The 19,020-nt window shown below is 74.0% G+C and carries 20 protein-coding genes; 15 read left to right on the plus strand and 5 right to left on the minus strand.

Annotated elements, in window-relative coordinates; translation table 11 throughout:
• Positions 1-139: 139 nt before the first annotated feature.
• Positions 140-490, plus strand: a complete 351-nt coding sequence (locus ACWCYY_RS04435; protein WP_380150450.1) for a hypothetical protein — start codon at positions 140-142, stop codon at positions 488-490.
• A gap of 108 nt (positions 491-598) precedes the next feature.
• Here ACWCYY_RS04435 and ACWCYY_RS04440 read toward each other — a convergent pair whose 3' ends face one another.
• The gene (locus ACWCYY_RS04440; protein WP_449795067.1) at positions 599-1,594 is read right to left on the minus strand and encodes an MsnO8 family LLM class oxidoreductase; all 996 of its coding nucleotides are present in this window, start codon (positions 1,592-1,594) and stop codon (positions 599-601) included.
• 234 nt (positions 1,595-1,828) lie between these two features.
• On the opposite strand from ACWCYY_RS04440, the gene ACWCYY_RS04445 reads away from it, so the two are divergent.
• Positions 1,829-2,455: a histidine phosphatase family protein gene (locus tag ACWCYY_RS04445; RefSeq protein WP_449795068.1), complete on the plus strand. Its 627-nt coding sequence runs from the start codon at positions 1,829-1,831 to the stop codon at positions 2,453-2,455.
• Positions 2,456-2,490: 35 nt separating this feature from the next.
• Here ACWCYY_RS04445 and ACWCYY_RS04450 read toward each other — a convergent pair whose 3' ends face one another.
• The 4 genes from ACWCYY_RS04450 to ACWCYY_RS04465 form a co-directional block, all read right to left on the minus strand.
• The gene (locus ACWCYY_RS04450; RefSeq protein WP_449795069.1) at positions 2,491-5,187 is read right to left on the minus strand and encodes an NACHT domain-containing protein; all 2,697 of its coding nucleotides are present in this window, start codon (positions 5,185-5,187) and stop codon (positions 2,491-2,493) included.
• A 222-nt stretch (positions 5,188-5,409) separates the two neighbouring features.
• Entirely contained in the window at positions 5,410-5,589 is a 180-nt protein-coding gene (locus ACWCYY_RS04455; protein WP_449795070.1) for a hypothetical protein, read from the minus strand.
• A 14-nt stretch (positions 5,590-5,603) separates the two neighbouring features.
• Positions 5,604-6,260, minus strand: a complete 657-nt coding sequence (locus ACWCYY_RS04460) for a hypothetical protein (protein WP_380150454.1) — start codon at positions 6,258-6,260, stop codon at positions 5,604-5,606.
• A gap of 77 nt (positions 6,261-6,337) precedes the next feature.
• Positions 6,338-6,736: a hypothetical protein gene (locus tag ACWCYY_RS04465; protein ID WP_449795071.1), complete on the minus strand. Its 399-nt coding sequence runs from the start codon at positions 6,734-6,736 to the stop codon at positions 6,338-6,340.
• A gap of 178 nt (positions 6,737-6,914) precedes the next feature.
• On the opposite strand from ACWCYY_RS04465, the gene ACWCYY_RS04470 reads away from it, so the two are divergent.
• The 13 genes from ACWCYY_RS04470 (at position 6,915) to ACWCYY_RS04530 (ending at position 19,018) form a co-directional block, all read left to right on the plus strand.
• Entirely contained in the window at positions 6,915-8,498 is a 1,584-nt protein-coding gene (locus ACWCYY_RS04470) for a phage tail sheath family protein (protein ID WP_449795072.1), read from the plus strand.
• Positions 8,499-8,522: 24 nt separating this feature from the next.
• The gene (locus ACWCYY_RS04475) at positions 8,523-8,966 is read left to right on the plus strand and encodes a phage tail protein (protein ID WP_380150457.1); all 444 of its coding nucleotides are present in this window, start codon (positions 8,523-8,525) and stop codon (positions 8,964-8,966) included.
• Positions 8,967-8,974: 8 nt separating this feature from the next.
• Positions 8,975-9,433 (plus strand): hypothetical protein, encoded by a 459-nt coding sequence (locus ACWCYY_RS04480; protein WP_449795073.1) that lies wholly within the window; start codon positions 8,975-8,977, stop codon positions 9,431-9,433.
• Positions 9,430-9,597, plus strand: coding sequence for a DUF6760 family protein (locus ACWCYY_RS04485; RefSeq protein ID WP_380150459.1), 168 nt, complete (start codon positions 9,430-9,432; stop codon positions 9,595-9,597). The genes ACWCYY_RS04480 and ACWCYY_RS04485 overlap by 4 nt, the downstream gene beginning before the upstream one ends.
• Before the next feature lie 133 nt (positions 9,598-9,730).
• Positions 9,731-11,449, plus strand: a complete 1,719-nt coding sequence (locus tag ACWCYY_RS04490) for a hypothetical protein (protein ID WP_449795074.1) — start codon at positions 9,731-9,733, stop codon at positions 11,447-11,449.
• A gap of 71 nt (positions 11,450-11,520) precedes the next feature.
• Positions 11,521-11,952 (plus strand): phage tail protein, encoded by a 432-nt coding sequence (locus tag ACWCYY_RS04495; protein WP_380150462.1) that lies wholly within the window; start codon positions 11,521-11,523, stop codon positions 11,950-11,952.
• Positions 11,953-11,968: 16 nt separating this feature from the next.
• Positions 11,969-12,724, plus strand: coding sequence for a CIS tube protein (locus ACWCYY_RS04500; protein WP_449795075.1), 756 nt, complete (start codon positions 11,969-11,971; stop codon positions 12,722-12,724).
• Between the two features lie 91 nt (positions 12,725-12,815).
• A complete protein-coding gene (locus ACWCYY_RS04505; protein WP_449795076.1) occupies positions 12,816-14,642 on the plus strand; it encodes a VgrG-related protein in 1,827 nt (608 codons plus the stop codon).
• Positions 14,643-14,684: 42 nt separating this feature from the next.
• Positions 14,685-14,966: a PAAR domain-containing protein gene (locus ACWCYY_RS04510; RefSeq protein WP_449795077.1), complete on the plus strand. Its 282-nt coding sequence runs from the start codon at positions 14,685-14,687 to the stop codon at positions 14,964-14,966.
• A 2-nt stretch (positions 14,967-14,968) separates the two neighbouring features.
• Positions 14,969-15,424, plus strand: coding sequence for a GPW/gp25 family protein (locus ACWCYY_RS04515; protein ID WP_345280972.1), 456 nt, complete (start codon positions 14,969-14,971; stop codon positions 15,422-15,424).
• Complete coding sequence (locus tag ACWCYY_RS04520; protein ID WP_449795078.1) at positions 15,421-17,397, plus strand: putative baseplate assembly protein; 1,977 nt, start codon at positions 15,421-15,423, stop codon at positions 17,395-17,397. Before ACWCYY_RS04515 ends, ACWCYY_RS04520 begins: the two co-directional genes overlap by 4 nt.
• Positions 17,394-17,969 (plus strand): phage tail protein, encoded by a 576-nt coding sequence (locus tag ACWCYY_RS04525; RefSeq protein ID WP_449795079.1) that lies wholly within the window; start codon positions 17,394-17,396, stop codon positions 17,967-17,969. The genes ACWCYY_RS04520 and ACWCYY_RS04525 overlap by 4 nt, the downstream gene beginning before the upstream one ends.
• Positions 17,966-19,018, plus strand: coding sequence for an NADase-type glycan-binding domain-containing protein (locus tag ACWCYY_RS04530; protein WP_449795080.1), 1,053 nt, complete (start codon positions 17,966-17,968; stop codon positions 19,016-19,018). The genes ACWCYY_RS04525 and ACWCYY_RS04530 overlap by 4 nt, the downstream gene beginning before the upstream one ends.
• The last annotated feature ends 2 nt before the right edge of the window (positions 19,019-19,020 follow it).

Genomic DNA, 19,020 nt, shown 5'->3' on the forward strand with positions numbered 1-19,020 from the left:
TCGGGCGTGGTACCCCGCAGGGTTGACCCGGTGGTGTCCGAAGTAGCCCGCTCGTTCGATGACGCGACCATGGCCAACTGGAAGTCTCTGGTCCCGCAAGCACTGCTCACCGGAACACCGGAAACGGGAAGGCACCTCCATGAAGCTCCGTGCACTGGGCCTGGCCACCACGCTGGCCGCCTCCGCGTTCATCACCGTCGCGACCGGCACCGCCGCCCACGCCATCGGCTGCGGCTCCACGCCGGCCGCGGTCAGCCCCAAGACCGCCACCGTCGACGGCCCGTACAACTCCTACAACCTCTACAACGGCCCGGCCACCAACTGTGGCACCCACGGCTCCCCGGTGCCGGACCGCTCCGGTGCCACGGCCCTCTGCTCGGCCAACATCACCGGCACCACCTGGTACTACATGGACACGGTGAGCGGCAAGGGCTGGATCTCCTCGGCCAACGTCAAGCTCTACAGTGGCTACCCGGGCGTCTGCAAGTGACGTCCGCCTGACACCCCGTCGGACCTCCCGACCTCGGCACCACGAACGGCCCGCCTCCCCCCTGGCGGGCCGTTCGCCGTCCCGGGCCGTTCGCCGTCCCCGGGTCGGTCACGCCAGGGCCTCGGCGATCCGGCGGAGCGTGGCGCGGTGGACATCCGGGTCGTGGGCGCCTGTGGTGACCAGCACCTCCTCGGCGCCGGCCAGCTCGACCAGCCCGTCGAGCTCGGTGCGGACCTCCTCCGCCGTCCCGGCCACCTGGCCGGCCACCGTGCGGTCGAAGAGCTCCCGCTCACGCGGCGTCAGCTCCGCGGCCCGGACCCGCTCGGGGGAGGGCAGCGCGGGGAAGGCACCGTCGGAGCGGGAGCGGACGATCGCCCAGGCCTCGGGCGCCAGCAGGTCGCGGGCCTCGGCGGCGGTGCCGGCCACGGCCACCGGGGCGGCGAGCAGGACGCGCGGCTCGGTGCACCAGGGGGAGGGCCGGAAGGCCTCCCGGTACTCGGTCACGACGCCGAGCAGGCGCTCGCGGTCGTGCAGCCCGCCGACCACCACCGGCAGGCCGGCCCCGGCCGCGATCCGGCCGCCCTCGCCCATCGCCAGGACGTACGGCGCCACCGGCTCGACCTCGTCGGGCTGGACCCGCACCCGGGGGTGGCCGGCCGTCGTCCCCTCGCCCAACCAGTCGAGCAGTTCGGCGAGTTGGGAGGGGAACGCGTCCGCATCCGCCCGCCCGTGCCCGAGCGCCTCCTGGATCGCCCTGGTGAAGCCCACCGAACGGCCCACCCCCAGGTCGATCCGCCCCGGGAACAGCGCGGAGAGCACCCGGAACTGCTCCGCCACCACCACCGGCCGGTGGTTGGGCAGCATCACGCCGCCGGTGCCGATCCTGATCCGCCCGGTCCGCGCGGCCACGGCGGCGGCCAGCACCGTGGGCGCGGACCCGGCGATGCCGGGCACCCCGTGGTGCTCCGACAGCCAGAACCGGTGGTACCCCGCCTCCTCGGCGGCCACCGCCGTCCGTACCGTCTCGCGCAGCGCCTCCGCCGCCCCGTGCCCGTCCCGGACGTGCGAGCGGTCCAGCACGGAGAGCCTGTACCTGGTACCCATGCCGCGAGTCTACGAGGGCGGGGACCGGTCGTCCGTGTGCACTGTGGTGGGGCCGGGACCGGCGCCTCCACGCGCGCCGGCCGGACCGCCGACACCGGGGACTGCGCCGACGGGGGGAAGGCGGCCGCGGTCCTGCGTGTCCGGTCCGGTCGGCACGGGTGGCGCGGTAGGGATGGTGGCCCGGGGCACCGCCGGGCCGAACGCCGTGCGGGCCCGACCGCAGGAGGAGGACCGATGCCGGGAACCGAGGGCCCCAGGCTGCTGATGGCCCGTCACGGGCTCACCGCCTGGGCCAGGTCGGGCCAGCACACCGGCCGCACCGACCTGCCGCTGCTGCCGCTCGGCGAACGCCGCGCCGAACTGCTGGGGCGGCGGCTGCGCGCCGCTCCCTGGAACGGCCTGGAGGGCGCCGAGGTCCGCACCAGTCCGCTCGCGCGCGCCCGCCGCACCTGCGAGCTGGCCGGCTTCGGCGACCGCGCCACCGTCTGGGAGGCCCTGGCCGAGGTCGACTACGGCGAGTACGAGGGCCTCACCACCGCGCAGATCCACCAGCGCCGGCCGGACTGGCAGCTGTGGCGCGACGGCACGCCCGGTGGTGAGGGGCTCGACGCGATCACCGCCCGCGCCGACGCCGTCGTCACCTGGGCCCGCAACGGCGACGGCGACCGACTCGTCTTCGCGCACGGCCACATCCTGTGCGCCGTCGCCGCCCGTTGGCTCGGGCAGCCCGTCGGCTTCGCCGCCCAGCTGCGCCTGGGCCCCGGCTCCCTGTCCGTCCTCGGGCTGCAGCACGGCGTACCGGCCCTGCTCCGCTGGAACGACGACGCCCACGTCCAGGCGGACGCCGACGGCCGGGGCTGACGGGCCGTCGGCTCAGGGGGCGGGGCGCCCGCAGCTCACCTGTCGGTGAGCGGGTCGGTCGGCCGGAGAACCCACTTCTGCGTGCCCGCCGCGTTCACGAGTTCCCGCAGCAGCCGTCCTTCCGCCACCATGCGCTTGGCGAACTCCTGCCAGGTGTTGCCGTCGTGCTCACGTGTCCACCTCATCCGGACGTCCTCGGTCGGGGTGTTGTACTTCCGGTCCACGACGATCGCCGCTCGCGCGTTGGTGATCTTCTCCCAGAAGAAGGCCTCGATGGCGCTCTCGTCGGCGGGCTCCTCGGGCAGGCCGAGGAGTTCGCGGATCTGGCCCGGGGTGGTCGCCAGCCTGCTCTGGGTGTACAGCTCGCTCACCTGCCGGTAGGAGTCGTCCAGCAGGGGGTTCCCGGCGCCGTGCGGCAGCTCCAGGTAGTCGACCCTGCTGTCGGTCAGCCGCAGTCTGACCTGCGGGCCGACGACCAGGTACTTGACCTCGGCCTGATCGAGCGTCACCGTGCCCGAACCGTGCAGTTCGAGCCGGTCCACGACGATCCGGCTGACCGACCTGGCGCTGTCCGCCGTCCCGTGGACGTTGGCCCAGAGCTCACCGAGGCTGGCCATCGTCGCGCGGCACTCGTCTGTGGAGGGTGCGGAGCGGACCAGCTCCTGGAGCGTGGAGACCAGGGCGGTGGGCGTCTCCCCGCGATCCGTCAGCCACATCGACGTGATGAGTTTCGCGCACAGCGCGGAAATGGCCACCTCGGACAGCAGGGCCACCGCCTGCTGGAAGGGCACCCGGACGACCTGCCGGGCGAGGAAGTGCTCGGCTATCGCGAGATGGGTGAACCTGAAGGAGTGCTCGTGCTCGGACTGCTCCGCACTCAGCCCGCACAGTGCGCCCAGCCGACGGCGCCCCGGGGCGTCGAGCTCCCTGCCCCGGACGATCTCGGCAGCGGTCGCGAGATCGTCCTCGGTCACCTCGGCGGTGACGTGGCGAGCGGTCAGTTCCGCGATCTCGCAGAAGATCTGCGCGAGTTCGTCCTGGGTGAAGGGCTCGCCACCCGGGATGTCCTTGAACTTGCGGACCTCGCGCCGGAGGTAGGTGTCGACCACGAACCGCAGGAACTCGCTCGAGTCGCCGGCCTGCTTCCAGGCGGCGTAGGCCAGGCAGAAGAACGGCGTCTTCAACAACTGCCTGACTTCCGGGTCCTCCTGGATCGTGTCGATCGACAGGTGGTTGGTGAGCTCGTCGAGCTGCTTCCGCTTCCACGGCTGGAGCTTCATCGTCGTCAGTTGGTGGTGGGATTCCTTGGAGAGGCTCTTGCGCAGTCGCACCTCGGAGTAGGTCGCCCGTGCGGACAGGATGACGACCCCTCGGTTGCGGAGCCCCTCCAGGATCGTCCGCATGCCGGACAGCGGGTCGTCGTAGGTGCGGAAGCCCAGCATCTCGTCGAAGCCGTCGATCACCAGGACGGCCAGGCCGACCCGGCACAGCGCCAGCACCGTGTCCCGGTCGAGGATGCGGGTACCGGCCACGCGCTCGGTGATCAGCTTGTCCAGGCTGGACGCGCTGGACTGGCTGGAGGAGATGTAGATCGCCACCGGGTCGAGGTCGCCGCCCGTGGTCAGCGTCTCGTCGGCGAACTGGAGGAGGCTGTGGGTCTTGCCGGCACCGGCTTCGCCCGTGAGCGTGATGAGGTGCGTGCTGCCGTTGTAGGAGTGGACGCCCCTGGTGACCTCGGCACAGGCGGCGCTGATCGTCAGGTCCTCGTGGTTCGGTCCCAGGTAGACGTCGTCGAACTGCACCATGGTCGGCACGTGGGGCACCTGCTGGCTGAGGTCCGGGAACAGGTGCTGGCTGATGCGCTTCTCGATCTCGACCTGGTCGTCGAGTTCGGCCCGCAGCCGCTTCCGGAGCAGCGACCAGTTGCAGACGTCCGCCAGGAACGCCTTGTAGGGCAGGAGTCCCGCTTCGGTCAGCCACTTCCTGCCGTTGTCGGCGGTGTCGATGACGAACCGGTCGACGCGGGGCACCGGGCCGTCTGAGCTGCGCCGCTCCCAGTGCACGACGATCGGATCGGACAGCGGCACCACGATGTCGACGGACCCGCGTTCGGCGAAGCACTTGACGTCCCGTTCGAGGTCGAACGCGAAGTCGTCGAGGAGACGGTCACTCCGTTCGAAGTCGAGCGTGTTGAGCGAGCGGACCACGGGCGCGTCCGTCACGTGGATCACGTCGCCCTGGCGCGGCCAGTAGGTCGCGGCCGAACCCGAGAACGAGTTCAACGCTCCGAAGCCGTCCTTGTCCGATCGGAAGTACGGCGCCAACTCGCCCGCGTGGCCGTGTCGGTGCACGCGCACGATGCGCTCGGCGTTGTCGGACAGCACCCGGTGGAGGATCGAACCGTCGATGCCGGGCGGGACCGGACCGCCGTGGTACACCTGGTTGCGGGCCTCTCTGATCGACAGCACCGGATCGGTCACCACCGGGGTCCGGACGCTGTCCGCGACGGCGGTCGCGTCGGCCAGGCACTCGGCGCAGCCCAGGCGCGCGCTCTGCTTCGCGACGTACTCGGCCCAGCTCTCCAGGGAGCCGCGCACGCTGAACCGCAGCGGCTTGTCGTCCGCGGCGGCGCACAGCAACCCCAGGACCCGGAGCTGGTACTCCACGTGGGCCAGCGATCTGGTGGGCTCCTGCTCGACGGGTGGTGCCGAGACGAGATCCGCGATGGTCACATCAGCTCCAGCTCGCGTGGAAGGCGACGGTCGGGAGGATCTACCAATCAGAGGAGCTGACGGTGTGTCAAGTCCGTGTGCCGAACAGGCTGGTGTGCCGGGCCCGGCCGATGGCCCGGTCCGGGCCCAGGGGGATGCGGGCGCGGAGCCGGTAGCCGCCGCCGAGGCGGCGGCGGGCGTCGAGGTCGCCGCCGTGGACGGCGACTCGTTCGCGCAGGGCGGTCAGCCCGTGACCGGCGCCGTCCGGGGCGGGGGCCGTGCGGAGCCGGGGGGCGAGCCGGTGCGGACGCTGGGGCCGCCGCTCAGGACCTCCACCCGCAGGGCGTGCTCGGCGTGACGGATCGTCACCTCGGCCCCGCTGCCGTCCCCGTGCTTCAGCGCGTTGGTCAGGGCCTCCTGCACGATCCGGTAGGCCGTCAGCTCTCGGAGAGGCTGACGACCAGCCAGACCCGGTCGTCCCGGTGGCTGACGGAGACGCAGCGGTCGCGTCGGTCCAGCAGGTAGCCGTTGGGGCGGCAGGGTTCGGCCGAGGCCTTGAGGATCCGGGCAGTCTCCTCGGGCGGCAGGCCCGCCGTGCTGTGGACCTCCCAGAAGAGGCTGCAGACGGTGGAGCCGCAGCTCTCCTCGTGCTCGCGGGTCAGGGTGAAGCCGGCCGGTACGGCCGGGGCGGCCCGCGGGACCCCGCTCGCCGAGTGGAACATCACCAGTGCCGCGAACGGGGTGAGGGCGGCCACGGCGCCCAGCTGGATGCCGAACAGGACGTTCGCGACGGAGACCCGGAGCGGCCGGGGCGCGGGCCGGGGGCCGCCGAGCAGGTCGCGTTCGGCGTAGCGGCCGCCGAGCACGACCAGCCCGGCCAGGATCACGTACTCCAGGTAGAACTCGGGGGCGCCCCGGAAGGTCCACCACCCGAGGGCGTGGCCCTCCAGGGCCACCGTCCCGGCCAGCAGGGCCAGTCCGACCGGGACGCCGACCGTCCGGGTGCGGGCCATCACCGCCCAGCAGAGCAGCGGCAACGCCACGTACAGGTAGATCACGACCACCGGGTCCCCCGACTCCGTCCGTGCGACCACGGATCCGATTCCCCGAAGGGTATGCGGAACTGACGGTGCGGTACGTACGCGTTCGGTAACAGAGCGGGGAGCGGCCCTCAGGCGGGGGTGCTGCGACGGGCGGTGAGCAGGGCGAGGAACTCCTCGGGGTGGTCGAGGCTGATCCGGAGTCCGCGCAGGCGCAGGGACAGGCCGGTGATGCGGCAGCGGGCCGGGGGTGCGACGGTGAGGGAGACGAGGCCGCGGGAGGAGCCGTTGACCAGCCAGTGGCCCGAGAAGCCGTGCACGCCCCAGCCGGTGACGGGCCGTCGGTCCGGGGCGGCGGAGGTGATCGAGGCCAGCGGGATCCGGGCGCGGAAGGCCCAGCCCATCCGGACGTGGACGGTGTCGTGGTCGACCGTCACGGTGGAGCGGCTCGGCGGCAGGGCCGTGGCCCGGGCGAGCGGGGTGAACCAGCGGTCGTGCCGGATGGTGAAGGTCGACTGCTGGGTCGGCACGGCGGTGGGTCTCCTGACGGTCGGTGGTTCGTCCAGAAGGACACCGTAGACCGACGGGCAGGCGGCCTGCCCGATCGGGCAGGGCGGGTGGCACCGGCGGACGGCCGGAGGGTCGTGACCTTGGTCGGGCGCGGGCACCACGCTGGGCGTGCCGTGTCGGGGCTGAGGGAGGATCAGGATGCCGTCGTACCAGTCGCCCGGTGTCTACATCGAGGAGGTGGAGGCCGGGTCGCGCCCGATCGAGGGGGTCGGCACCGCCGTGGCCGCGTTCGTCGGTCTGGCGGCCAAGGGTCCGTTCGACGTGCCGACGCTGGTGACCAACTGGAGCCAGTACGTCCGGGAGTTCGGGGAGTTCGTGGCGGGCGCGTACCTCGCGCACGCGGTGTACGGCTACTTCCTGAACGGCGGCGGGGTCTGCTACGTGGTGCGGGTCGGCGCGGGCGCGGAAGCGCCGGCCGAGGAGGTGCCTCCGGCGGCGGCTCCCGGCAGGCGCGGGGCCAGGGGAGCCGTGGCCGCCGGGCCGAGGGCCGCGCTGGACGGCTTCCGGGTGGCGGCACTGGAGGGCAGCGGCGAGGGCCTGGTGGTGGAGGTCGCGGACGCGGGCGGCGAGGCGGCGGGCGAGGACGCGTTCACGCTCCGGGTGAAGCGCGGTGAGCAGGTGGAGGAGAGCTTCGAGGTCTCCGCCAAGCGCGGCCAGCGCGGTTACGTGGTGGCGGTGGTGCGCGAGCGTTCACGGCTGGTGCTGGTGGAGGAGGCGGGTGCGGGCGGCACGGCGGCCGTCGCCAGGCCGGGGAACCAGAGCGTGGCGCTGCCACCGGCTCCGGCGGCCACCCCCGTCGCGGCCGCTCCGGCCGTCACCCCGGCGGCTTACGTGGGCGACGCGGCGGACCGGACCGGCTTCGCCGGACTGGAGGCCGTGGACGAGGTCACCATGCTGGCCGTGCCGGACCTGATGAGCGCCTACGAGCAGGGCACGCTGGACGCGGAGCAGGTCAAGGCGGTGCAGCTGGCGATGATCGCCCACTGCGAGCTGATGGGGAACCGGGTCGCGGTGCTGGACCCGTTGCCCGCGCTGACGCCGCAGCAGGTGAAGGACTGGCGGATGGTCGGGGCCGGCTACGACTCCAAGTACGCCGCGCTGTACTACCCGTGGATCAAGGTGGCCGACCCGGCCGGCGGCGAGCTGCGCCTGGTGCCGCCGAGCGGGGCGATGGCCGGGATCTGGGCGCGCAACGACGACACCCGGGGCGTGCACAAGGCCCCGGCCAACGAAGTGGTGCGCGGCGCGGTCGACTTGGCGGTCAACCTGACCAAGGGCGAGCACGACCGGCTCAACCCGATCGGGGTGAACTGCATCCGGGCCTTCCCCGGCCGCGGCATCCGGGTCTGGGGTGCCAGGACGCTCTCCTCGGACGCGAGTTGGCGCTACCTGAACGTCCGACGGCTCTTCAACTACCTGGAGGAGTCGATCCTGATCGGCACCCAGTGGGTGGTATTCGAGCCCAACGACGACGCCCTCTGGGCCCGGATCCGCCGGACCGTCGCGGCCTTCCTGGTGAACGAGTGGCGCAAGGGCGCGCTCTTCGGGCTGACGCCCGACGAGGCCTTCTACGTGAAGTGCGACCGGGAGACCAACCCGGCCGAGGGCATCGACGCCGGTCAGGTGGTCTGCGAGATCGGCATCGCCCCGGTGAAGCCCGCCGAGTTCGTGATCTTCCGGCTGGCCCAGTTCTCCGGCGGCACCAGTCTGGTCAACGAGTAATCCAGGAAGGCGGGTTCCCTGCGCATGGCACTTCCCGACATGGACACCTCGGTCGGTCACTCCTTCGGCTTGGAGTTCGACGGCGTGGTGATCAAGCAGATCAACGAGGTCTCCGGCCTCAAGATGGAGCAGGACGTCATCGAGCTCAAGCAGAACACGGCCGACGGCAAGTACGTCATCAAGAAGCTGCCCGGCCGCCCGAAGGCGGGCGAGGTGACGCTCACCCGGGGCCTGACCGCCGACAACAGCTTCGAGAAGTGGGTGAAGGACAGCCGCTTCGGCAAGATGAGCTCGGTGCGCAAGGGCGGAGCGATCATCGTCTTCGACTACGAGGGCAACCCGATCAAGCGCTACGTGCTCGTCAACGCCTGGCCCAAGAGCCTGGAGATCGGCTCCCTGAAGGCCGGCGACACCAGCGTGCTCACCGAGAAGATCGTCATCACCTACGAGCAGATGGATGTGGGCTGAGCCGAGCGATGCGCCGACAGATCGCCTCCCCGACGGAGGCCACGGAGCAGGCCGCCGCTCCCGCCGCAACGCCCGTTGCCCGCAAGGAGAGTGAGCCGATGCGGACGGAGTTCGCGTTCGAGCTCCCGCGCGGGTACGTGGACGAGGCGGGCACGGTGCACCGGGCCGGCGTGATGCGGCTGGCCACCGCCCGGGACGAGCTGGTGCCGCTGCGGGACGACCGGGTGAGGGAGAACCCGGCGTACCTGTCGGTGGTCCTGCTCGGCCGGGTGGTGACCAGGATCGGCGGCGTGACGGACGTGCACGCCGGGATCATCGAGGACCTGTTCGCCTCCGACCTGGCCTTCCTCCAGGACTTCTACCGCCGGATCAACGCCGAGGGCCACACCCGGGCGCAGGTCACCTGCCCGGCCTGCGCGACCGACTTCGCGGTCGACCTCGCCGGTGGCCGCCTGGGGGAATCGTGACGTACGCGACCGAGCGCCTGTACGAGGAGGTCGCGTACGTCGCCTACCACTTCCACTGGCCGCTGGACAGCATTCTGGACCTGGAGCACGTGGAGCGGCTGCGGTACGTCGCACAGATCGCCCGGCTCAACTCGGCTGCTGCGGCAGCCGGTTCGGGGAGGTGAGGGTGGGGTGGGCCGGTGGTGGGGGCGCCGGCCGTGGCGGGCCGACGGCGACGGAGGTGTGCCGAGGCCCGTACCGGCGGCGGCAGCGGTGGCGCCGGTGCGGGCGCCGGTGGGTGGCTGGCGGGAGCTGCCGGTGCAGCGTCTCGGGACCTTCGGGGCCGTGGAGTTGACCGCTGACCCCGCCAGGTTCGGTGCGGGGCTGAGCAGTTGGCGGGATCCGTCGTTCATGGGGCGGCTCGGGCACGTGGTCTCCGGTGCGGCGCCCGGTGGGTCGGTGGAGGGCGTGGCGACGGTCGCCCGGTCGGCGGTGGCGCCGGTGGCGCCGGTGGCGCCGGTGGTGCGGCAGGGGCGCGCGGAGGGGGTGCCGTCGCGGGTGCCGCTGCGCGGGAGCGGTGGGGCGGAGGCGGCTCCGCTGACGGTGGCGCGGGTGGTGGAGTTGCCGGTGCTGCGGCTCCCGGCGAGGGGTCCGGTGGACGGGCCGGAGCCGGAGGCGGTCGCGCCGTTGGTGGGGGAGGTGGAGCTCGTGGCGCCGCCGGTGGTGCCTGAACCTGCGGTGGCGGAGCGGGCGTTGGGGTTGGGGGCGCCGACGGGCGGTCCGGTGCCGGTGCGGATGCCGACGGCGGTTCAGCGGGTGGCGGGCGGACGGCCTCGGCGGCGGCTCGGGGCGCCGTTGCGGGAGTTGCCTCCGACGGCGGCACGGCAGGTGGACGTGGTGCGGCCTTTGGAGGTTCAGCGGGAGCTGGGGCCGGAGCCGGTGGTGGGGGCGGAGGTGCGGGAGTCCGTACGGCCGGAGCCTTCGGTGCCGCTGGTGCACGGGCCGTGGCCGTTGCAGCGGCTGACGACGCCAGGGCCGTTGCTGCGGGGGGCGGTGGAGGACGGTGTGCCGGAGGCCGTGGTGGGCGGGACGGTGGCCGGGTTGGTGGGGGACCGGGCGGGGGAGCTGTGGGTCCTGCCTGCTCTGCCGTCCGGGGTGCCGTCGGTCGGCGGGGTGCCGGAGGCGGTGCCGGTCCGCTGGGGCGGGACGGGTGGTGACGGGGCGTCGGCCGGGGGGCGGCGCGGGGCGGACGGGTCGGTGAGCGTAACGGAGGCAGTCGTCCAGCGGCGGGGTTCGGCCGGGGGCGCGGGAGTTCGGCGGGCGGCGGCGGGCCGACCTGGGGCGCGGAGCACCGCAGGGGAGGGCGGAGGAGGGGATGGGCTGATGACCGACCCGGGCACGGTGGCGGTCGCGGCGGGCATCGCCCGGCGGATGGCCGACGGGTCGGTGGTGTTCGAGCCCCCGGCGCCGCTGTCGGGAGGGCAACCGCTGTCGGCGGTGCCGCTTCGGCCGGCGCTCGGGTCGATCTGGTCGGGGGAGTCGCCGGTGCCGCCGCTGCCGTCGGTGTCGCGCTCTGTGGGACAGCGGGCCGGGCGGTCGGTGCACGGGGCGGCGTGGCTGTCGGTGCCTGTGCGGACGGTGGCGGACGGGGCCGGCCGGCCGGTGCGGTCCGGGGCGTTGATGCCTTCGTCGCGGCCGCCGTTGTCGCGCCTGCCGGAGCCGCTCCAGGGGGCCGGTCCGTTGGTGTCGGCTCAGCGGCAGTACGACCCGCCGCCCGAGCGGGTCGCGGCCGCCCCGCCCCAACCGCCGCCGCCCGAGCCGGTCGTCGAAGCAGCCCCCGAGGCGGCGGCGGCCGTCCGGTCGGAGACGGCCCCGCCGCAGTCGGCCGCGCCGTCGCCCGGAGCGGGCCCGCCGCAGGCGGAGAGCACGGACGAACTGGTGCGCCGCCTGATCGACCCCCTCAGCCGCCGGCTGCGGGCGGAGCTGAGGCTGGATCAGGAGCGGGCCGGACTGCGCCGCGACGACCGCCGGTACTGAGGGACGACGGATGTGCAGGGACGACGGATGTGCACCGACCCCTGCGGAGCCGAGGAGAGGAGGTGGCCGGGATGGCCGACGAGGACCCGGCGGTGAGCGTCTGCTTCATCGTCGAGATCGACGACTTCAGCCTCGGGGCGTTCAACAGCTGCGAGGGCCTGGGCTGCGAGGTCGTGATGGAGCAGCGCGAGGAGGGCGGCAACAACGGCTACGTCTGGCAACTGCCCTCGCGGATCAAGTACTCGACCATCAGACTCAGCCGCCCGGTCACCAGGGACACCGAGAAGGTGACCCGGTGGATCGCCGGGATGATGTCGGGCGTCACCCGCAAGACCGGGCAGATCAGTGCGATGACGGCCGACGGCCGGGTGGTGGCGCGGTGGAACCTGATGGGAGTGGTGCCGGTCCGCTGGCAGGGGCCCTCGCTCAACCCGGAGACGGTGAAGGTGGCCACCGAGACGCTGGAGATCGCCCACCACGGCTTCCTCGACTCCGGCCAGTGAAAGAAGACCTGTCGACATGTCATCTTCCCCGGTCACCTTCGGCGCCGCGTCCCCGGGCCCGGCCGGCGGGGCGCGGCCGAAGCTGGAACGGGCCTATCTGGAGCTGCGGCACCCGCCCGGCGACGGCGGCACCAGCGCCCCCGGCCCGCACCTGAGCCGGATCGACTTCCAGTTCAACCCCAAGGAGCTCAGCCTCAGCAAGCAGGCCAGGTGGGAGCGGAAGACCGCGCGCGGCGCGCGGACGGCCGGCCCTGCGGAGTTCAAGGGGCCGGAGCCGAGCAAGCTCTCCCTGGAGATGTTCTTCGACGCCACCGCCACCCACGGGGACGGGGTGGTGGTGGCGGTCGAGGCGCTGTTCTCCTGCTGCGTGCCGACCGCGCAGACCCACAGCCGACGCCAGGGCACCCCGCCGTTCGTGGTCTTCCACTGGGGCGGGCTGACCGGCTTCGTCGGCTTCATCAGCCAGGTGCAGGCCAAGTACACGCTGTTCACGGCCGGCGGCCTGCCGATCCGGGCGGTCTGCCAGGTGACGCTGGAGGAGCTGAGCGGCAGTCAGCCCGGGCAGAACCCGAGCTCCGGTGCGCTCGCCGCGCGGCGGGTGCACCGGGTGGTCGCGGGCGACACGCTGGCGCTGCTCGCCTGGCAGGAGTACGGGGACCCGGCCGCCTGGCGGGTGATCGCCGAGGCGAACGGGATCGACGACCCGATGCGGCTGCGCCCCGGCACCGCCCTGCTGCTGCCCGGCCCGGAGGAACCGCGCGACCACGGCTGAGCCGCGGCTCGACCGGATCTGACCGTTGCCCGACCGTTGCCAGACCACCGCAGGACCACCGCATGTCCCGCCGAGCAGAGGAGCACCCCGGATGGCAGGCGAGACCTTCGCCAACGCGCTGACCGTCGAGGTCGAGGGCCGGGCGCTGCCCGCCCCGGTGGCCGAACTGCTGGTCTCCGCACGGGTGGAGGACAGCCGCGTGGTGCCGGACCTGTTCGTGCTGCGCTTCCGCGACCCGAACCACACCGTGCTGGAGCGCGGGGGCCTCACCATCGGCAGCGGCGTGAAGCTGTACGCCAAGGCCGGCGACGAGCCGGAGCGGCGGCTGCTGGTCTCCGGGGAGGTGACGGCCCTGGAGGTGGACCTGGACGACACCGGCACCTTCACGGTGGTGCGGGGGTTGGACCACTCGCACCGGCTGTTCCGCGGCCGCCGGGTGGTGGGCTACCGCGAGATGACCGCCTCCGACATCGTCCGCACCGTGGTACGCAGGGCCGGGCTGGTGCTCGGGACGGTCGACGCCACCCGCACGGTGCTGCCGTACACCACCCAGGGCAACGTCACGGACTGGGAGTTCCTGACCGTGCTGGCCGCCGAGTCCGGCTGCGAATTCGCGGTGGTGGACGGAAGGTTCGACTTCCGCAAGCCGGCCGAGGCCGCGGCCGCACCCAGCCCCGACACCCCCGTGCGCGCCAGCCCGTACGTGCTGGAGCTCGGGCGCAACCTGCTGCGCTGCCAGGCGGTGGTCACCTCCGCCGACCAGGTGCACGACGTGGAGCTGCGCGGCTGGAGCGTCCCGGCCAAGCAGGCGGTGGTGGCCCGGGTGCCGGCCGGGTCGACCGGCCGCTTCGCGCTCGGGCTGACTCCGGCGAAGGCGGGCGAGCCGTTCGGGCGGCCGGTGCTGCCGGTCACCGGGGTGCCGTACCGGAACGGGGCGGTGGCGGACACCGCTGCCCGCGCGCTGGCGGAGGAAGTCGCCTCCTCCTTCGCGGAGTTGGAGGTGGTGGCGATGGGCATCCCGGCGCTGCGGGCGGGATCGGCGATCGCGCTCACCAACGTCGGCAAGCCCTTCGAGGGGCGCTGGACGGTCACCGCGACCCGGCACGTCTTCGATCCGGGCGTGGGGTACCAGACCTGGCTGACCGTCGGCGGGGGCGGCACCCGGCCGGAGCCCGCGCGGCGGCGCGAGCGGATCCACGGCGTGGTCAACGCGGTCGTCACCGACATCAGGGACCCGGAGCACCAGGGCCGGGTGAAGCTCTCCTTCCCCTGGCTCTCCGAGGACTACGTCAGCGACTGGGCCCGCTCGGCGCAGTTCGGCGGCAAGGGTGGCGGCGGGGTGTTCGGCCCGGAGGTGGGGGACGAGGTGCTGGTCGCCTTCGGCCAGGGCCTGCTGGACCACCCGTACGTGCTGGGCGGCCTCTACAACGGACAGGACCACCCCGGTGCGCACGCCTCGGGGCTGGTGGACTCCACCAGCGGCCGGCTCAACCGCCGCTCCCTCGCCTCCCGTTCGGGCCAGCGGCTGGAGCTGCTGGACGTCGAGAACGGGCCGGTCGGGGTCCGGCTGGCGTCGGGGGACGGGAAGCTGCGGATCGACCTGGAGCAGCAGCGGACCGCGATCACCGTGCACAGCGACGGCACCGTCACGGTGGAGGCCCGGGAGAAGGTGACCGTCACGGGCAAGGGCATCAGCCTGGACGCGGGCGGAGGCGAGCTCGAACTCTCGGGCCGGTCGGTGCGGGTGACGGCCCGCTCGGGTGTCCAGGTGGACGGCGGCGCCGGGGCGTTGAAGCTGCAGAGCAACGGTCAGGTGGACCTCAAGGGCGCCACCGTGGGCATCGACGGGCGGGCGAGCACCGAGATCAAGGGCGGCGCGAGCTGCTCGATCCAGGCGGCCCTGGTGCGGATCAACTGAGTGGACGTCAACCCAGCGGAAGCGAAAGGACGGAGAGCGCGGATGCCGCCAGCAGCGAGGGTCGGGGACCCGACCGGACACCCCGGGGCGGTCGGGCCGCCCGGCGTGCCCACCGTGCTGATCGGCGGCCTGCCGGCCGCCGTGGTCGGCACCCCGCACGTCTGCTCCTTCCCACCGCCCGCCGTGCACCCGCCCACCGTCATGGCGCCGCCGGGCTGCCCGACCGTGCTGATCGGCGGGCGTCCGGCCGTCCGGATGGGCGACCTGGCGGGGTGCGGGGCCCCGGTGCTGGTGGGCTGCATGACCGTGCTGATCGGCGGATGAGCGTGAACGGGCAGTTCATCGGGGCCGGTTGGGAGTTCCCGGTGCGCACCGACCGGACCGGCTCGATCGCCCTGGTCGGCGCCGACCGCGAGATCGAGCAGAGCATCCACCTGATCCTGGGCACCGCCCCCGGGGAGCGGCCGATGCGCCCGGCCTTCGGCTGCGCCATCCACGACCACGTCTTCGCGCCGGCCGACTCGGCCACCGCCGGGCTGATCGCGTACGAGGTGCGGCTCTCCTTGGAGCGCTGGGAGCCGAGGATCGAACTGGCCGACGTGGCGGTCGGGTTCGACACCGTGGACCTCGGCAGGCTCTACATCGACATCCGGTACACGGTGCGCGGCACCAACGACCCGCGCAACCTGGTCTTCCCGTTCTACGTGATCCCCGAGCACGAGGGCGCCGACCTCCACGAAGCCGAGCACGACGGAGCCGGGCACGAGGGCGGGCAGCCGTGAGCCTGCCCGGGCCGAACCTGGACGACCGCCGCTTCCAGGACCTGGTGGACGAGGCCAAGCGGGCGGTTCAGCAGCACTGCCCCGAGTGGACCGACCACAACGTCTCCGATCCGGGCGTGACCCTGATCGAGACCTTCGCCCACATGGTCGACCAGCTGCTGTACCGGCTCAACCGGGTGCCGGACCGCAACCACCTGGCCTTCCTGGACCTGATCGGCCTGCGGCTGCACCCGCCGGCCGCCGCCCGGGCGGAGGTGACCTGCCGGCTCTCCGCCGCGCAGGACCAGCCCGTCGTGGTGCCGGCCGGCACCGAGGTGGCCACCGAGCGGACCACCGAGGACGAGCCGGTGGTCTTCTCCACCGACCGCGAACTGGTGATCCTGCCCTGCGCGTTGCTCCACCTCGCGACCGGGGCGGCCGACGCGGCCGGCGGTGTCGGCGAGGTCCGCGGGGCCGGCGGGGAAGGGCGCCTGACCGACCGTGACGTGGAACTGGCCGGCGCCGGGGGCACGGCCTGCTTCTCCCCGGTGCCGCGGCCGGGCGACGTGCTGGCCTTCGGCCTCTCGCAGGCGGTGCCGCACTGCCTGGTGGTGCTCCGGCTGGAGTTCCCGGTGCGCGGCCACGGCATCAACCCGCTGTACCCACCGCTGGTCTGGGAGGCCTGGACGGCCGAGGGGTGGGTGGAGTGCGAGGTGGAGGGCGACAGCACCGGCGGCCTGAACCAGAGCGGTGACGTGCAGCTCCACGTGCCCGCCGGCCACACCGCCTCGGTGGAGGCCCGACGGCGGGCCGGCTGGCTGCGCTGCCGGGTGCTGCCGCCGCTGCCCGGCCGCCCCGACTACTCCGCCAGCCCGGAGCTGGTCACGGCCCGGGCCTTCACCGTCGGCGGCACCACGAGTGCCGTGCACGGCGAACTGGTCACCGCCGAACTGCTGGGCACCGCCGAGGGCGTGCCCGGCCAGTGCTTCCCCGTGGCCCGCCCGCCGGTGGCCGCCGGCGGCGGGCCGCTGGTGCTGGAGGTGGCCGGCGCGCCGTGGCGGGAGGTCGAGCACTTCACCGACTCCGGCCCCGAGGACCCGCACTTCCGCCTCGACCGGGCCGCGGGAGAGGTCCGGCTCGGCCCGGCGGTACGGGAACCGGACGGCACCCTGCGCCGCTACGGCGCCGTCCCGGCGAAGGGCGCCCCCGTCCGGCTGCGCGCCTACCGCACCGGCGGGGGACGGCGGGGCAACGTGGCCCGCCGCACCCTGACCGTGCTGCGCAGCTCGGTGCCCTACCTGGCCAGGGTGGAGAACCGGGCCGCCGCCACGGGGGGCGTCGACGGCGAACGGGTGGCGGACGCCCGGCAGCGCGGACAGCTCGAACTCCGCACCAGGGGAAGGGCGGTGACGGCCGAGGACTACGAGCAGCTGGCCCGGGAGGCGGCTCCCGAGGTCGGCCGGGTGCGCTGCGTGGGGGAGGAGCGGGGGCCGGACGCGGGCGGAGTGCGGGTGCTGCTGGTGCCCCGGGCCGAGGCCGATCCGCGGACCGGGCAGCTGGACTTCGGCCAACTGGTCTGCTCGGACGACCTGTTGGCGAGGGTGACGGCCCACCTGGACGCGCGGCGGCTTCTCGGCGCCCGGCTGCTGGTCGAGCCGCCGTACTACCAGGGCGTGACGGTGGTGGCCGAGGTCCAGGCCCGGCCGGGCCATTCGCGCGGCGTCCTGCAACGGCTGGCGACCGCCGAACTCCACCGCTACCTGGACCCGTTGACCGGCGGGCCGGGCGGTGGGGGCTGGCCGTTCGGCCGGCCGGTGGTGGCGGGGGAGCTGTTCGCGGTGCTGCAGCGGCTGCCGGGGCTGGAGCTGGTGGAACGGGTACGGCTGTACCCGGCCGATCCGCGGACCAGGCGCCGCGGCGAGGCGGCGGACCGGGTGGCGCTGGCACCGCACGCGCTGGTCTTCTCCTTCGAGCACCAGGTGCGCGTCTCGTGAGCGGCGGGGCGGTGCGGGGCGCCCTGTCCGGGCTGGGCACGCCGCACCCCATCGCCGGTCAACTCCCGGCCGTGTACGGCGAGAACGAGTTCCTGCACCGGTTCACGGAAGCCTTGGACGGCGTGCTCGCCCCGGTGTTCGCCACCCTGGACAACCTGCCCGCCTACTTCGACCCCGCGCTGGCCCCGGCGGACTTCGTGCGGAGCCTGGCGCACTGGGTCGGCGCGGCCCTCCCGGCGGAGCCGCGGCGGCAGCGGGAGGCGGTGCGGCGGGCGGTCGGCCTGCACGCCCTGCGCGGCACCCCGGCGGGGCTGGCGGACCGGGTGGAGCTGCACTTCGGGGTGCGGCCGGAGATCGAGGAGAGCGGCGGGGCGGCCTGGTCGGCCGTACCCGGAGGCGCCCTGCCGGGGACGGTGGAGGGGCGGCTGGTGGTGCGGCTGCGGCTGCCGGAGGGCGCCGCGGCGGTGGACGCGGCGGCGGTGCTGGAGCTGGTCCGGGCCGAGTGCCCGGCGCACCTGCGGCCGCGGGTCGAGGTCCTGACCGGCGACGACGGGAGTGGGCGGAGCACATGACGACCTGCGAGAACTGCGGGGCACCGACCGCGTGGGGCGAGGACTTCTGCGGGGCCTGCGGCGCGTACCTGTCCTGGGAGGACCGCCCGCGGCAGCCCGAGCCGACTGCCGCGCCGGCACCGGTGGAACCCGCGACGCCGAGGGCGCCGACGGTGCCGGCCGCGCACGCGGTGCCGCCCCGGCCGACCGTGCCTCCGGCCGTCCCCGCGGTGGCGCCGACGGCCGGGCCCGTCCAGCCGGGGGCGCCGGTGCCCGCCCTCCCGGGGCCGGCGGCTCCACCGATCGAGCCGCCGGAGCCGCCCGCCCCGGGCGAGTTGATCTGTGGTCAGTGCGGCAGCGGGAACGTGCCGATCCGGCGCTTCTGCCGCCGCTGCGGGGCCTCCCTCACGGACGCCCCCGTGGCGGTGCGGCCACCGTGGTGGCGGCGGCTGTCCGGGCCGCGCCGCCCGGGGCGGGCGGCGCCGGCGGCGGGGGAGCGGCTGAGGCGGCGGGTGTGGCGGCGGCCCCGGTTCGTGCTGCCGCTGCTGGTCCTGGTGCTGCTGCTGGGCGGTGGCTACCTGGCCCGGGCGCAGCTGTCGGCCGGGGTCGAGGCGGTCCGGGACCGGATCGCGGATCCCCAGCAGATCCACCCCACCGCCGTCCGGGCCTCCTCCGAACAACCCGGCCACCAGGCCGCCCTGGCGGTGGACGGCACCAACGACCGCTCCTGGTCCCCGGCCGGGGAGGGGGACGCCCGGGGCGAGTACCTGGAGGTCGAACTGCCTTCCCCGGTCCGCCTGGTGGACCTCGTGCTGCACAGCGGCGTGTCCGCCAACGCCGAACAGTTCCTCACCCAGGCCCGCCCCCGGGCGCTGACCGTCACCCTCACCGCCCCCGGCGGAGGCGTCACCACCCGCACCCTGCAGCTCGCCGACGCCCCGGGCCCGCAGAGGTTCCGCCTCGCCGTGAGCGGGGTCCAGCGCCTGCGCCTCACCGTCGACGGGGCCTACGGCACCGGTCCGGGCCGCCGGGTGGCCCTGGCCGAGGCGGAGTTCTTCCGCCGTCCCTGAGC

This window comes from Kitasatospora sp. NPDC001664 (assembly GCF_053596675.1).